A 14358-nucleotide genomic window follows, 5' to 3' on the forward strand; every position below is an offset into this window, starting at 1 on the left:
TATCAGCCACGGCGCTTGCCTCCGAATTCGAGATAGGCCCAGGGAATGACGATGATGGCAACGGTGAGCAGCATCATGGTGGAGGCGGCAAAGCCCTGTCCGAGGTTCTGGGACAGGAACATGGCGTCATAGACGTATTTGGCTGGCACTTCTGAGGAGATGCCGGGTCCGCCGCCGGTCTGGGCGACGACCAGGTCATAGACCTTGATGATGCCGGAGGCGACCAGCACGATGGCGGTGATGAAGATGCCGCGCATCATCGGGATGACGATGAAGATATAGGTCTTCCACATGGGGATGCCGTCAATCTTGGCGGCCTTCCAGATGTCCTCGTCAATGCCGCGCAACCCGGCCAGCATGAGGCACATGATGAGGCCGGTACCCTGCCACAGTCCGGCAATCAGAATGCCGTAGATGACGATGTCGGGATTGTAGAGCGGGTCGAAGGCAAAGCTCTCCCAGCCCAGGCTGCGCACGACATGCTGGATGCCGAAATCCGGATTGAGGATCCACTGCCAGGCAAGACCCGTGACGATGAAGCTGAGCGCGAAGGGATAGAGCAAGATGGTGCGGAAGGTGTCCTCAAAGCGGATCTTCTGATCGAGCAGGGCGGCCAGAATGAAGCCGATGAGGAGGGAGAAGACGAGGGAGAAGCCGCCATAGATGGCCAGGTTCTCGATCGAGATCAGCCACTTGTTGCTGCTCCACAGGCGTTCATACTGGCCAAAGCCGATAAACTTCTCCCGTGGCAGCAGCTTGGAATTGGTGAAGGAGTAGAGAACCGTCCAGGCGGTTCCGCCGATAAAGACCACCAGGGCGGTGACAATCATCGGAATTGCCGCCACCTTGGCACTCAAGTTGCGGTGCCATCTGGCTGGGCCTGAGGGTGCGGCCATGCCTGTCTTCCTTGTCCCGTAAAAGCCTGCTTGCAGTGTTCCAGAATTCCCTGCGCGCAGAAACTGCGCGCAGGGCTGGAGGACGCCGATGCCGTCAAGCCCTGTTGACGGAACCGGCGGAGCCCGTTGTGCGGATCAGTCGGCGTTGGCGACGATCGAGGCGAACAGCTTCTGAGCGTCTTCAGCCGACATGGACGGGTTGTTGAAGAACTCGACGAACAGGTCGTTGACCTGCTGGTTGCTGTCAGCAGACATCAACTGGTCGGTGCCCGGAATGATGTTGCCCTTGGCCAGGATCTCAAGGCCCTTGCGCATGCAGTCATTGGCAGCCGACAGATCGACATCGCCGCGCACCGGCAGGGAACCCTTCTTCAGGTTGAAGGCAACCTGTGTCTCCGGGGAGATCATGACCTTGGCGAGTTCAGCCTGGGCCGCGGAGATCTCCGGATCGTCCACCTGCGGGAAGTAGAAGGCATCGCCGCCGGTCTGGATCACTTCATTGACGCCAAGGCCCGGCAGGCAGGTGTAGTCCTTGCCGGCGACCTGGTTGGCCACCTGGAACTCACCCTGGGCCCAGTCGCCCATGATCTGGCCGCCGGCCTTGCCGGTGATGACCATGTTCGTGGCATCGTTCCAGTTTTGAACGTTGGAATCCTTGGCCATGTCGCGGGCTGTTGCCGCGGCCTCAAAGACCTTGGCCAGTTCCGGGCCGCCAGCAAGGTCGGCATCCTTGTCGCCGAACACCTTGGTGTAGGTCTCCGGACCTGCGAGCGCAGTCAGAAGGGTCTGGAAGGCGAGGGTGGTCTGCCAGGGCTGCTGGCCCATGGCGAGCGGCACGACGCCGGCTTCCTGCAGCTTGGGCGCAGCGGCGACAAACTCGTCCCAGTTGGTCGGCACGGCCAGGCCGTTGTCTTCAAAAACGGCATTGTTGATCCACAGCCATTGCGGCGAGTGAATGTTGACCGGCACGCAGTAGATCTTGCCGTCAAGCGTGCAGCTGTCGAGCAGGCTGGAAGGACGCACGATCTCCGCCCAGTTGCCTTCCGCCGCCACATCGCTGAGGTCGCGCATCAGGCCGGCTTCCACAAGCTCTTCTGCCTGACGGCCGTGGTTGAACTGCGTCGCGCCCATCGGATCGCCGCCCGTGATGCGGCTGATCATGATCGGACGCGCCGTGCCGCCGGAACCGGCAATCGCACCATCAACCCACTTGTTGCCCGTCGCGTCAAACGCCTTCGCAAACTCTGCAACAGCGGCAGCCTCACCACCTGATGTCCACCAGTGCGTAACTTCCAAATCCGTCGCGTGGACGGCAGTCGCCGCGCACAGTGCGGTGGTTGCTGCAAATACAGCGTGTAGTGCTTTCATAGTCTCCTCCCAGATTTCTGATTGTTTATCGATAAACCTAAAGTCAGTTGGGAGTCAAATTCTGATATTGAAACCTTTTAAGTGTCAGAAAAATATATTGAAAAAGAATAATTTGTATTTTTCTTGTCAAGAATGACAAAAATGATAAGACAATTAGGGACAACGTTACCATTCGGAGTTTCGAGTGACTGTGTCCGTCAAAAAATGCCCGGCAAGTGCAATCGATGCATATGGATACCAGCACGCAGTTCCAATTCGGCGTGTATCTGATCCGTTCGGCAAACGGCCTTGCAGAAACTAGAGTCCAGTTTCAAACAAAAAGATCAAGCAATGCAATATCTGCATACGATGCTCAGAGTTAGCGACCTTGAAAAGTCCATGGCGTTCTTTGAGCTTCTTGGTTTCAAGGAAACCGCCCGATACGACGAGCCTGAAGCACGCTTCACGATTGTCATGATGGCACCTCCTGGAGGGGAGGACACGCCTGTTGAACTGACCTGGAATTATGACCCAGAGGATTTGGGGGAAGCGCGGTTCTTCGGTCACCTCGCCTATCAGGTCGATGACATCTATAGAACTTGCGAAGACCTTCAGGCAGCAGGTGTCACCATCAACCGTCCGCCGCGCGATGGCCGAATGGCCTTTGTGCGCACACCGGACAACCAATCGATCGAGTTCCTGCAAAAAGGTGACCCGCTTGAGGCGCGAGAACCCTGGGCGTCCATGGAAAACACAGGAAAGTGGTGATAACCAGGAAACCAAGGCTGGGTTTCCAACGCGTCGAGGCTACGCTATTGCAGTAGCCTCGAGCATGATTAGGGTGTCAACTCTCCAGTGCTTTTCAGTGCACCAGCCATGGTCGGTGTTTACTCCGACCTGGCTTGGAGAGGTGCTGAAATCTGATGAACCTGCCCCTGTTTCAGGTTCTGGTTCTTGCTGCCCTGGCCATCCGTCCAGTCGTCTGGATTTGCCATTGCCGCTGCCGCAATCAATGCGGTCGCCAGGACGATGCCCAGGAGAATAGCCTGGAGGAGTGGGCGGGCTTCACTCAGTTCGTGTTTGTGCGAAGCAACTCTGCGTTTGCTCTGGTTCTGAACGCGAGACATGATCAACCAGTTTTCTTGGTGATGGGATAGTGTTGGTTTTACCGGCTCTGCTCAGCCCGGTTCGAGGCTTCCGTCAATTCGTCGAAGACACGTCTGCCGAGCAGTTGCGTCAAGGTGACCATGGCGAGAAACGCCGCAAACGGAAGACCGATACCTGGCTCAAGCAGCAAGGTTGTCCCGAGCAAAAGGACCGTTGCCAAGAGAAACAGTAAGGCGAGCGGTAAACCCGCTCCCGACAGTCTCTTTGTTTGTGTTTTTTGAACCGGCATCACGGCCTCCATCACTTTGGATGGTCGCAATCTGATTGAAAATTGCGCCGCGACGCAGTCCTGAATCGGACTGAGGCCGTATGATTTCATGACAATTTTGCGGCAAATTCGAACGGTTTAAAACTCCGTTCAACGACCCGTTGTGCAGAGCGGCTGGATAATCGGTTTCGTTGCAAATCTCTATTTGCTGCCAGCCAGAAGAGCACCTGATTCTGGTGCTCGACTGGAGAACTTGTGCGAACGATCAGTTCTTGTTTTGCAAGCTTACCGTCAGCTCCAGCTCTACTTGAAACTCTGGTGCGGCAAGCGCGGCAACGCCGATGCCGGTCAGGCTGGGCTTGGCCCCGTTGAAGAAATCAAGGATTGGCGGAAACACCTCATCCAATCGTTCAGGCGTCAAGTCGGTCACATAACAGCGCGCCATGGCAATGTCCGTTGCTTCGGCGCCAAGCGCCTGCAAGGCGGCTCCAGCATTTTCTGCAACGATGGCCGCTTGCTCCCGCAGGTTTTCGGGAACAGGTGACCCATCTGCCGGCAGCGCAACCTGACCGGAAACGAATGCCAGCTTTCCGGTTTCAACAATGGAGATCTGGGAGTAGCCGATGGCCGTTGCGTCCGGCAATGAGGGCGGGTTCATTCTTTTGATCGTTTGTGTCATGGTTCACTTCATTCGTCTGATTTAACAATTCGATGATTTAGAAAAACACTACAAATGTAGAGATTTTGTGGCAATGAAAAAAACGGACCGCCGAATGCTGATTTTGGATGCTGTCATTACGCTCCTCGCGGAAAGGGGCTTGGATGGCGTTACCCATCGTGCAGTCGACGAAGTTGCGAAGATTCCCCAAGGATCAACATCCTATTACTATCGAAGGAAGCCGGACCTTCTGAACGCGGCTTGCGAATACCTTGCGGAATTGCTCGAAAAGGACTGCGATGAGCTTCAAGTCGGTTTTTCCGAAAGGGCCGCAAGCGAAGGCGTCGATGCGGCGGTTGAATATGTGGCTGAGGAACTCGCAGATTATACCGATGGCGCCAGGCATTTGTTCCTGGCGCGCCTGGAATTGACTCTCGCAGCTGCGCGACAGGATTACCTTGCAGGTGCAGGCGAAAAGCTGGCTCAAGCGGCAAGAAGACCCATCGCATTTTTTCTGAAACTCATCTCAGGCGGCAGGACGGATGTACCGATCGAGACATGTGCGGGGCTTATCGATGGCATCTCTCTCATGTACGCCACCAACCAGGGCCCGAAACCGTCCAAGGAGCAAATAGCCTCCATATTCCGGACAGTCCTCGGTGAAAAGTGAACCTCAGCACGATCAAAGACCAGTCTGAATTCAATCGTCGGGCAGTTCTTTGATCGGGAAGTTTCAACAAGTGAAACCAGTGTTCTTGGTAAACAACTTGTTTATTTCAATTTTAGAAATAGATATATTTGTAAATAGTATCCCTAATTCTACTTATCTTTTTGGATTTTATGGCAAGGTTTTAGTCTTTGTTTGTATTTGTCACACATACTCATCGTCACGGGAGAGCTTGCTAAAAACAGGTCAAGAGTGAAATGACGATGAATGCGGCACAGGGCGCACTCGCAGAGACTTCGACAGCTTCAAAAGCTGAACCGGTAAAGGCTCCGGCGCTTGATGCAGACGGTCCGGCGCTCGCGCTTGCAGGCCTTCAGTTTTTCATAGCGGACATCAGCAAAAAGACACTGATTTGGCATGAAATCGGTTCCCAGAGCTTCAACAGTGAAGTGATGGACCTCCAGGAAGCGCCATCGAACCAGGCGTTGCGGCATTTGTCGCCGGAAGATCGGAAGACCATCTTGCATCTTGTACAAGGTGCGATCAGAGACGGACAGGCAGGTCCGTTTGATGTGGGCGGTGGTCCCGACCATCGCATTCCAGGCATTCCAATCGTTGCGTATCGCTATGAGTTGCCGGATGGAAAGATCCTGGCAATTTGTTTTCCTTCAATCGGACAAAGCGACGACAATCCCGGCCGGATCGCACTTGGCTTGGCGCCAATACTCCAGCACTTCGTTGCATCATCCACGCGTGTGGTGCTGCTGGTCGACAATTTCGGCTATGTGCGATTTGCCAGCGATGGCTTTTTGAAGAGTTTTCAAATTGACGATGCTCGACTGATCCTCGGACGCAATATCGCCCACATACAAAACAGGGTCGGCCGGACGATCGTTTCACTGTCACTCGCTTCACTGACGCGGCGTGCGAGCGCGACAGGCCGGGGCAAGTTTCTGCTTGCCAGCAACGAGAGCCTGGAGCTGAAATACGATGCCATGTATTTTCGGGTCGGCGGAACTGTGGGTGGAGTGCTCTTTTCAGCCGGTCATGCCGGTGGCGATGTCGATTTCACAAAAGTCTTTGAAATCTGTAGTGCTCCAATGCTGGTGATCAACACCAAGACCCGTATGATCATTGCAGCGAACAACGCGGCCATGAAAATCTACCATCTGACGTCAGATGCCATCGACAATCGACCGATTACCGAGACTCTGCTTCATGCCAATGATTACCAGGCATTGATCGGATCCGCCAAACAGGGCTCGGACGTTCCACTGTCGGTTTCGGTGAATATCCTCAACGGCCAAACCAAGAAGAAACGCTTCAAGTGTGCGCTGATTGATGAGACCACAAATGAGCCAAAACTGATCCTGGAAACGAGAAGCTGAGGATCGTTCAGTTCGTCTTCTCAGGCGGTTTCCGTTTCAGCTCAACGCGAACCCACATTTCGTCCTTGGGCCCATTGCGTTCAAGGCGTGGGCCGGTGAACCCCAAAGTAGACCCATAAGCGACAAACTCAGGCAGTGTCCCTCGGATCTCCACGGTTCTGACCTTTCGTTTTCCGAACAAATAGTCTGCTTCCAATCGTAAGGTGAGTTTCTTGTCTTGCGAGACGACGCCGCGAAAATTCGCAAAGGGATTGCGATCGTCCTGACGGGAAGCACCGGCAAGATTGGTCCAATCCAGGAGAAAAAACTGGCCATCGCGAAACCGGAGATCGGCCGAAGACAAATGAGTTCTCGCATTGACCTGATAGGGGTCTTCCGGGTGAGGGTTGAAGCGATGCACCTGGAGCTGCCAAAGGCCATCCAGCACCTTCGGCGTTTCCTCAAATACCTTGATCAGCTGCAAAAGTGCTGTCTGGTCGACGTAGCCGGTTTCCTCGATTTTCGTCGCAATCTGAAACTCGCGCAGGGCTGATCGCGACTTTGCACCAAAGACGCCGTCTTCGGTGCCAGCGTCGTGACCAAGCATGTTCAGGGCTGTTTGAATTTTCTTATATCCCTCAACACCCAAGCCCAGGCTCTGCTCGATCACGTCCGGTGCTGTACTGGCGACTGTCAGGGGCGCGCCCGTTCGGCTTGCCTCGCTCATGCGATCCAAAAGCGTCTGTGCTGATACGGTCAGTTCCGTCTGCTCTTGTGAGGCTCTGCTCGAACCGGATGTTTTCTTCTGCTGCAATTCCTTCAAAAGGCTGTCTGCGACATCTGAAGCGGCGGTTTTCGGGAACTGCTCAAGAATAGTCCGGTAGCCGATAACCGTATTGTTCCTGACGGCTTCCTTGAGTGCGAGCGTGGCTGCAGCTTCCCGCTCAACATCGTTGTCATAGGTAACCACAGGGGCGACCAAAGCGCTGTTGTGAAAGAAGTAGAACTCTGATGACATGGAAGCGACGACTTCTGGCCGCTGTTGATGCCCGGTAGCCTCAAGCACATCACGCGTGACCCGTTTCAGCATCGTCGAGACTTCAATATTCGGAGTGACAATGTGCTTTGCGAGCGCTGTCGTGAAGGGAGAATTGTGGGTGTCGCCATCCAGCGCGACTTCATTCGGTTTCGTCGCAAACGCAACGAGAGAATTGGCAGTTTGCTCTGGGACCGCCAGGCCACGGCTTAGGCCAAGCGCACGCGCTCGCCCGGCAAGCTTCTGTCTCAGATTGTCGGCAAACGGATTGTTTCTGCAGGCATCGATGAATACAAGGCTCAATGGCACGTGTGTTTCCATCATGCCAATGATCTCGTTGAGGTTCTTGCCGCTCGTGACAACATCCTGCTGGTCTATGATGGCTGCGTCCGTCGCAAGCAGGAAGTTCTCTTCGCGAAACTGCATTCCGTGGCCTGCATAATAGAACATGCCAGTCGAGGCGGATTGCAGATCCGTTTCGAATTTTCTCAAAGCAGCAGTGAATTTTTCAAAGCTTGCGTCTCTGACCAGATGCACACGAAATCCGAGATCCGTCAGTTTGTCCGCGATCAGGGTTGCATCGTTGATGGGGTTGCTCAATTGAGTTGCGTGGCGATAGCTGGCATTTCCGATCACGAGCGCGACACGGTCGCTTGCTGCCAAAGACGCGACAGGCTGCCAGAGCATGCCCAGGACCAATAGGAAAAGCAGTGTTGGTTTTTGCATTGAGCCCCCGTTCGATGCACCGGACCGGAAGATGCCATTTCTTCGTCCTCAAAGAGATCATGGGACGGTGCGGCGTGACCCGTCAAGGCATGGCAGACGCTGCGTCAGCGGCACGGCGTTTCGTTATCTTGGGAACGACAAGCAAAGACTGCCAAAAACCGCAGCTTGAAACGCAAGGGCTTTTCCTTGGTCAGCGTCAGAGAATTGGCTCATGGGTCTTGTCATCCTCGGTCAGCGGTTTTAGGGTCCGCGCGCTGTTATTCCCGTTTCCCCCTGGAGGACATTATGGGCTTTCTTGCTGACGCATTGGCGCGTGTTCAACCTTCTGCGACCATCGCCGTCACCAACAAGGCGCGCGAGCTTAAAGCCGCAGGCCGCGATGTGATCGGTCTCGGTGCTGGCGAGCCGGATTTCGACACGCCGGAAAACATCAAGGCGGCGGCCATCACGGCAATCAACGAAGGCAAGACCAAATACACGGCTGTGGACGGTATTCCGGAGTTGAAGGCGGCTATTGTCGACAAATTCAAGCGGGAAAACGGCCTTGACTATGAGACCAACCAGATCACCGTCGGAACCGGCGGCAAGCAGGTACTCTATAATGCCCTGATTGCGACCTTGAACCCTGGTGACGAGGTCGTCATTCCGACGCCTTACTGGGTCAGTTATCCTGATATGGTGCTTTTGGCAGGTGGTGAGCCGGTGATCGTGGAGGCTGATAAATCAACCTTCAAGATCACACCTGAAGCTCTCGATGCCGCAATCACTTCGCGCACGAAATGGCTTATCTTCAACTCTCCGTCCAACCCGTCAGGCGCTGCCTATACGAAGGCTGAGTTGCAGGCGCTTTGCGATGTGCTGGTCAAGCATCCTCAAGTGTGGATCATGACCGACGACATGTATGAGCACCTGGTCTATGACGATTTCCAGTTCACCACGCCGGCACAAGTAGAGCCTTCACTTTATGATCGCACCCTGACGGTCAATGGTGTCTCCAAGGCCTATGCCATGACCGGTTGGCGCATCGGCTATGCCGGCGGCCCGGCCGAGCTCATCAAGGCAATGGCAAAGGTGCAGTCGCAATCGACATCAAACCCCTGCTCGATCGCCCAGTGGGCTGCGGTGGAAGCACTGAGCGGTACACAGGATTTCATTCCGAAAAACAATGAAGTCTTCAAGGCTCGGCGTGATCTTGTCGTTTCCATGCTCAATCAGGCCAACGGCATCAGCTGTCCGGTTCCGGAAGGCGCATTTTACGTATTCCCGTCTTGCGCGGGAACAATCGGGCGTACGGCTCCGTCCGGCAAAGTCATTGAGACGGATGCAGACTTCGTCACTGAACTCCTGGAGAGCGAAGGTGTTGCAGTTGTTCATGGCTCGGCGTTTGGTCTTGGTCCGAACTTCAGAATTTCCTATGCAACGTCTACGGAAGCGCTTGAAGAAGCCTGTACGCGTATTCAGCGGTTCTGTGGCAACCTGAAATAGTCATGTTGCCGATAGGCGCATGACGGATAAAGGAGCGGCTTTTGCCGCTCTTTTTTTGATTGGATCAGGTCCCGCCTTTGTCGGTGTTTCGGAACAACAACCAGCCGGCCAGAAACGCGATGAGATCACCAAGAACGGTCACAAGCCGAAACAGAGCGGCTGCCAAAAGTGCGGTGTCTTGCATTTGCAGGCTGCTGAGAAGTGCAAAGAGGGTTGCTTCGCGCGTTCCCAGACCTCCCGGGGAGCCGGGTGTCAGATACCCAACAAGCCAAGCGAGGATTGCACTGCCGGCGAGGGCAGCCACCGGTGCAGGGGAGAGCATTAAAAAAATTGCCGCAAATACTGTGCCGAGAAGTCCCATGAACAGGACAGACAGACCAAGACTGAAGGACAGATCCAACAGGACGGGCCGCAACTTCAGGCCCAAACGGTCTGAGAGGCCGACCGCAATCGCACTTGAGGCAAGAATTGCAAAACTTCCCAACCACCAAAGCCAAATTGGAATGAAGGGAAGGACCGCGCCAAGCTGGCCTGCACAACCCAGGATCATGATTGCCACGATGGCACCTGAGGGAATGATCGCCATTTCAAGCAAGGTTGCCTGAACGATATGACCGTCTTTCAAACCGTTGTCGCGAACATAGAGCCCGCGACCGATCAGATGAGCAACATTGCCTGGGAGATATTTGGCAACCTGTGTGATCAGAAATGAAGCGTAGGCCAGCTTCCGGTGAAGTGTACCGAATAGCTTCAAGATCCAATGCCAGCATTCTGCCAGAAGCAGCAGGCCCAGCGCGTAAATGAGAGCAAGGCTGAACAGGAGCGCTACATCTTGGCCTGTTGGGCGCCACCCGGAAATTCCGGACCAATGCTTGCGCAACTCGAATGCAAGAAAAATCAATGCTGCCAGAAGCACAAAGCGTCCCACCCAAACGGCGAGCTTCTTCAAATTTGCTCGTTTGGCCAAGGCAGTCATTTCTTGCTCCGGCAGCGTCCTCACGGATTTAGACCTCTATGTCTTTGCCGTGCGTTTCGGTGAAAATGTCAACAAGGTGGTCTCGTCCGGATAGGGGAGCGAAGGCGTCAAACCTGCAAGATGCCGAGCAGCCAGACCGGAGGCGGCAATCGACTGCCGGTAACGTTTGCGCTTCGAGTTGTCGAAGACAATCAAACCATCTGGTTTCAGGCGAGAGACTGCATGTTCCAGACATGCGCCGCGTGCACGACCGTCAATGACGATGAGGTCAAAGGCTTCATCCTGATCGAGGATCGATTTGGCATAGTCCTCGAATGATAATCCATTGTGACCGGGTTTGACCGAAAGGTACCGTGAGTCCGTTTTTGCTTGCACTTTCAAGGGCTCAATGAGGATGTGCGATAGGTTTGTTGCGCTGTTGGCCATGGCAAGCCGTGTTTGGACCAGAGAGTGCCAGCCGGCGTCGTGTTCTACACTGACCACGGTTCCAGCTCGCTTGGCCAGCCAAACGGTACTGGCGCCGGATCCATATTCAAAAACCCTTGCTTTTGACCTCGAAGCGAGGAAAGCCTCGGTTTCGTCGATTGCCCTATAGGTCCACCAAGGCACATCGAGGTCGATCAGGCCGTCGATATCGTGAATGGCAAACAGACTTCTGAGCCAGTGGGCGAACCGATGTTTCTTTGCCGAAGACTGCAGCCAGGACAGCAGCCCGGTGGCTCGGGCAAGTGGGTGCACAGCGCGGACGGCGCCGACATAGAGTTGTTTGGCACTAGGCATTGGTGTGATGGCCCTGGATAACGTCAATGTCCGATCCTCGGCGGACGGCAGATCCGCTCAGTGTCAGCGTCTGAAAAGTCTTTCTGGCCAGTCAGGTGCCGGCATTCTTCCATGCTCCAGAAGGGTTTGCTCTGAGGTGCCATCTGGAAACCGCGTAGCTGGGCGACGGTGCTGGCGGACACGGCAATTCCGATCAGGAAGGCGGCTATCAGTGCGACCTTCAAAAACAGTCCGGACTTGCCTTTGGCGAACAGTTTTGCAATCGCAGATGCTCCCAGGAGCGCCAGAAGCGCGAGCAAAGGCCAAAGATCGACCCGATAGCGCAGCGTTATGGTTCCGTAGGCCAGGGTCAGTCCGGCGATTGCGAACCCGCCAGCCAATGGTATAGCCATGCGACGCCAGACCTGTCCGCCGGCCGCAGGTGCACTCACGGCAAACAGTATCCAGAGCGGCCAAAGAAACACCATGCCGACATAAGGACTTTCAACGCGAATAAAGCCGAGGTCTTGCGCCAGCGTCGATCTGACCGATGCGTGAAACGCTTCGCTGACTGCCTGGAGCTGACCCGTTACGGCGGGAATGTCGAACAGATAGATCGTCGCGTTGTGCGGAATACGCTTGATATTGAACTTGCCGTGGTCTTTGAACGCCTGCGCTCTTTCGCTGTCGGTGTCCTCAGCACCCCAGTAGACAAATCCGTATTGAACGTCGCTTTGGGAGAAGCTGCCATGGGTCTCGGTGGGAGATCCGAAGCGGGCCGCGTTCAGGCCGAGGTAACCTGCGCCGCCTGCACCCATAATTGCCAGAGCGATCACAATCCGCAGAAAATGCATGCGCAGCGACATCCAGGCGAGCAAGCCAAGGGCAAGTATTGTTGCGAAATAGAGCCCGATTGCAACGTTTGGCCTGGCGTGTAGTGCCAGCGCTGCAAGTGCTGCGCAGGGTAGGACTGTTTTCCAGAGAGGCCATTCGCCAAAGGCGACGTTGGCCCAAATCAATATGAAGAGGCTTGTTGCTGCAAACGCCAAGGCAATGGGTTCGTGATAAAAGGACGTGCTTGCGCACAGCAAAAATCCCGGTGACCCGAACCAGATCGCTATGCCGAGCATTCGGCTGAGCGTGAGGCCTCGACTGCCGAGTTGTTCCAATGCTCCTGACGTTGCCTTGTGGAACGCTGCGTGAAGACCGAGTGTTCCGAGGCAGGACCATAACCAGATTGCCAGCGGTGCGAGAGAATAGGTCTCAAACGGCCAGATCCAACCAAAGACAAAACGGGGTATCAGCGGACCGACGCCATGGTAGAGATAGGCAATCCCGTCCGGGGTATAGTGTCCTTCAAATTGTGCCACGCGCGCAGGCAGGTCCATTCGCCCGTCCAAAAGCGCAAGAAAGTATTCGTCGTAGAGGTTTTGCCCGAGCGGAAAACCGTCAACGCTTTTCAGCAAACCAGTCGCCAGCAATGCGTAAAGGACCATGCCGATGGCGATCAGGTCCCATGACTTTCTTAGCGGCATTGGGTTGGCAGACCCGGTGATTTCACTGGATATCGTCATCGCGCTGGCCACTGGATTGAATTTGCGGGTTGGCCGGCGGCGGCTGGGTATCTTGTTCCAGACGGCGGAGGCGCTGAAGAACAGATTCCGTCAATCGACGATTTGTTGCCAACGCATCGCTCAGGAACGCGATGACGACCGTGATATAGCCCGCCAGGAGAAACATGCTGCCCAGAACGAGCGACTGAATTCTGCCGTCACCATCGCCAATAGCGTAAAAATAGAGAAACCTCACAACCGGCAGAAGACCGATTGTAATCATCAAGATGCCTGCCCAGAGAAAAGCACTGAGCGAACGGTACATGAAATAGCTGCGCAGGATCGTTACGAGCTGCTTTTGCAAGAACCGAATGGTGGATTTTGCCAGCCGCGATGGGCGGGTTGTCGGGTTTGTCGACACTGGAACGGACACCACTTTCAGTCCGTGCTGGCCGGCGTGGATCAGCGTCTCGGTGGTATAGCTGAATCTGGTCATGACATTGATCGTAAGGGCCGCATCGCGTGAGTAGGCTCTGAAGCCTGAGACCGCATCGCTTACATCAACTTGAGCGAGACTGCGCACCACATGCGTCCCGAACTTTTGCAGTTGTCGTTTCGCCCAGGAGAATTCACGATTTTCACCGGGGTTGCGGTCGCCAATCGCGATATCTGCTCGATTTTCGACGATGGGTCTTACCAGGTCGGGGATGGATGCGCCCGAATACTGATTGTCACCGTCCGTGTTGACGATGATATCTGCTCCGAGATTGAGGGCGGATTCGATGCCGGACTGGAAGCTTCTCGCCAACCCCTTGTTGTGACCGTTTTGTATGATGTGGTCGACACCGCAGGCGATCGCTGTATCGACCGTGTTGTCGGTGGAGCCGTCGTCAATGACCTGGATTTCGACTTTGTCGATACCTGGAATGGATCTGGGTATTTCCGCAACAACAAGCGGAAGCGTTTTTTCTTCGTTGAAGCACGGAATTTGAACGATCAGTTTCATGAACGACACTATGCAAACATCTGACAAACGGTCTTGAGTTTCCCTGCTAATGTTCCAAGCCAGAAAACCCCCTCCCAAGCATCGTTACAATTAGATATTACAGTTTAAGAAATGGATAACTTTGGTGATTTTAAATAATCGATAGTCTTCTGATTTTTTCTTCGTGTTTTATAAATAAATTTCAAATTTATATTTTGAGAATTCTTGGCTATCGCCTGTTTTGACGATGTCGGATCACATCCTTCAAGCTTCATTCAAGTGTAGGTCAAGAATTGAAGGCTATAGGTGACAGCCCAGCAGGCAGCATCGACCAAGTTTGACCACTTGGGATGCTGGCGATGCATTGTACTGCCCAGCAATTGTCCTGCGGTCGAAAGGCAGGAAAGCAGGCTATTCCACTTGTGATGGGGTACGACTTTTGCGTGTTTAAAATTTTGCCGCGATTTTGACTTGATGCCGACCCATATGGTGACGATGGCCAGGCTTCTCTTCCTGAGAGCCTGCCGG

Annotated in this window: 14 protein-coding genes; 4 read left to right on the forward strand and 10 right to left on the reverse strand. The window is 54.5% G+C overall.

Annotated elements, in window-relative coordinates:
* Positions 1–2: 2 nt before the first annotated feature.
* Together FIV00_RS10060 and FIV00_RS10065 are read right to left on the reverse strand one after the other, a co-directional pair.
* The gene (locus FIV00_RS10060) at positions 3–896 is read right to left on the reverse strand and encodes a carbohydrate ABC transporter permease (RefSeq protein ID WP_152499000.1); all 894 of its coding nucleotides are present in this window, start codon (positions 894–896) and stop codon (positions 3–5) included.
* 135 nt (positions 897–1031) lie between these two features.
* Positions 1032–2264: an ABC transporter substrate-binding protein gene (locus FIV00_RS10065; RefSeq protein WP_152498999.1), complete on the reverse strand. Its 1233-nt coding sequence runs from the start codon at positions 2262–2264 to the stop codon at positions 1032–1034.
* 330 nt (positions 2265–2594) lie between these two features.
* Between FIV00_RS10065 and FIV00_RS10070 the strand changes: the two genes are divergently transcribed.
* Complete coding sequence (locus FIV00_RS10070) at positions 2595–3011, forward strand: VOC family protein (RefSeq protein WP_152500620.1); 417 nt, start codon at positions 2595–2597, stop codon at positions 3009–3011.
* A gap of 119 nt (positions 3012–3130) precedes the next feature.
* Here the strand turns inward: FIV00_RS10070 and FIV00_RS10075 are convergent, their stop codons facing one another.
* The 3 genes from FIV00_RS10075 to FIV00_RS10085 form a co-directional block, all read right to left on the reverse strand.
* On the reverse strand, positions 3131–3370 hold the full coding sequence (locus FIV00_RS10075; RefSeq protein WP_152500621.1) for a hypothetical protein: 240 nt from the start codon (positions 3368–3370) through the stop codon (positions 3131–3133).
* 38 nt (positions 3371–3408) lie between these two features.
* Positions 3409–3639, reverse strand: a complete 231-nt coding sequence (locus FIV00_RS10080) for a hypothetical protein (protein WP_152500622.1) — start codon at positions 3637–3639, stop codon at positions 3409–3411.
* Between the two features lie 244 nt (positions 3640–3883).
* On the reverse strand, positions 3884–4297 hold the full coding sequence (locus FIV00_RS10085) for a RidA family protein (protein ID WP_152500623.1): 414 nt from the start codon (positions 4295–4297) through the stop codon (positions 3884–3886).
* A gap of 73 nt (positions 4298–4370) precedes the next feature.
* On the opposite strand from FIV00_RS10085, the gene FIV00_RS10090 reads away from it, so the two are divergent.
* Positions 4371–4946 (forward strand): TetR/AcrR family transcriptional regulator, encoded by a 576-nt coding sequence (locus FIV00_RS10090; RefSeq protein WP_152500624.1) that lies wholly within the window; start codon positions 4371–4373, stop codon positions 4944–4946.
* A 254-nt stretch (positions 4947–5200) separates the two neighbouring features.
* On the forward strand, positions 5201–6331 hold the full coding sequence (locus FIV00_RS10095) for a hypothetical protein (RefSeq protein ID WP_152500625.1): 1131 nt from the start codon (positions 5201–5203) through the stop codon (positions 6329–6331).
* Between the two features lie 7 nt (positions 6332–6338).
* On the opposite strand, the gene FIV00_RS10100 is transcribed toward FIV00_RS10095, so the two are convergent.
* A complete protein-coding gene (locus tag FIV00_RS10100; RefSeq protein ID WP_152500626.1) occupies positions 6339–8072 on the reverse strand; it encodes a caspase family protein in 1734 nt (577 codons plus the stop codon).
* 285 nt (positions 8073–8357) lie between these two features.
* Here FIV00_RS10100 and FIV00_RS10105 point away from each other — a divergent pair, with 285 nt between their 5' ends.
* Positions 8358–9557, forward strand: a complete 1200-nt coding sequence (locus tag FIV00_RS10105; RefSeq protein WP_152500627.1) for a pyridoxal phosphate-dependent aminotransferase — start codon at positions 8358–8360, stop codon at positions 9555–9557.
* A gap of 64 nt (positions 9558–9621) precedes the next feature.
* On the opposite strand, the gene FIV00_RS10110 is transcribed toward FIV00_RS10105, so the two are convergent.
* Genes FIV00_RS10110 through FIV00_RS10125 form a run of 4 tightly spaced genes read right to left on the reverse strand, consistent with a single transcriptional unit; the run spans position 9622 to position 13851 of the window.
* Positions 9622–10533: a lysylphosphatidylglycerol synthase domain-containing protein gene (locus tag FIV00_RS10110; RefSeq protein ID WP_152500628.1), complete on the reverse strand. Its 912-nt coding sequence runs from the start codon at positions 10531–10533 to the stop codon at positions 9622–9624.
* Between the two features lie 36 nt (positions 10534–10569).
* Entirely contained in the window at positions 10570–11340 is a 771-nt protein-coding gene (locus tag FIV00_RS10115; RefSeq protein ID WP_247649372.1) for a class I SAM-dependent methyltransferase, read from the reverse strand.
* The gene (locus FIV00_RS10120) at positions 11337–12866 is read right to left on the reverse strand and encodes a hypothetical protein (RefSeq protein WP_152500629.1); all 1530 of its coding nucleotides are present in this window, start codon (positions 12864–12866) and stop codon (positions 11337–11339) included. Before FIV00_RS10120 ends, FIV00_RS10115 begins: the two co-directional genes overlap by 4 nt.
* Positions 12850–13851, reverse strand: coding sequence for a glycosyltransferase family 2 protein (locus FIV00_RS10125; protein WP_152500630.1), 1002 nt, complete (start codon positions 13849–13851; stop codon positions 12850–12852). The genes FIV00_RS10120 and FIV00_RS10125 overlap by 17 nt, the downstream gene beginning before the upstream one ends.
* Positions 13852–14358: the final 507 nt, after the last annotated feature.

This window comes from Labrenzia sp. THAF82 (assembly GCF_009363435.1).
GTDB lineage: Bacteria > Pseudomonadota > Alphaproteobacteria > Rhizobiales > Stappiaceae > Roseibium > Roseibium porphyridii.

Coding starts and splice junctions, on each gene's coding strand:
- FIV00_RS10060 (WP_152499000.1), bottom strand. CDS start 896: ATGGCCGCACCCTCAGGCCCAGCCAGATGGCACCGCAACTTGAGTGCC.
- FIV00_RS10065 (WP_152498999.1), bottom strand. CDS start 2,264: ATGAAAGCACTACACGCTGTATTTGCAGCAACCACCGCACTGTGCGCG.
- FIV00_RS10070 (WP_152500620.1), top strand. CDS start 2,595: ATGCAATATCTGCATACGATGCTCAGAGTTAGCGACCTTGAAAAGTCC.
- FIV00_RS10075 (WP_152500621.1), bottom strand. CDS start 3,370: ATGTCTCGCGTTCAGAACCAGAGCAAACGCAGAGTTGCTTCGCACAAA.
- FIV00_RS10080 (WP_152500622.1), bottom strand. CDS start 3,639: ATGCCGGTTCAAAAAACACAAACAAAGAGACTGTCGGGAGCGGGTTTA.
- FIV00_RS10085 (WP_152500623.1), bottom strand. CDS start 4,297: ATGACACAAACGATCAAAAGAATGAACCCGCCCTCATTGCCGGACGCA.
- FIV00_RS10090 (WP_152500624.1), top strand. CDS start 4,371: ATGAAAAAAACGGACCGCCGAATGCTGATTTTGGATGCTGTCATTACG.
- FIV00_RS10095 (WP_152500625.1), top strand. CDS start 5,201: ATGACGATGAATGCGGCACAGGGCGCACTCGCAGAGACTTCGACAGCT.
- FIV00_RS10100 (WP_152500626.1), bottom strand. CDS start 8,072: ATGCAAAAACCAACACTGCTTTTCCTATTGGTCCTGGGCATGCTCTGG.
- FIV00_RS10105 (WP_152500627.1), top strand. CDS start 8,358: ATGGGCTTTCTTGCTGACGCATTGGCGCGTGTTCAACCTTCTGCGACC.
- FIV00_RS10110 (WP_152500628.1), bottom strand. CDS start 10,533: ATGACTGCCTTGGCCAAACGAGCAAATTTGAAGAAGCTCGCCGTTTGG.
- FIV00_RS10120 (WP_152500629.1), bottom strand. CDS start 12,866: ATGACGATATCCAGTGAAATCACCGGGTCTGCCAACCCAATGCCGCTA.
- FIV00_RS10125 (WP_152500630.1), bottom strand. CDS start 13,851: ATGAAACTGATCGTTCAAATTCCGTGCTTCAACGAAGAAAAAACGCTT.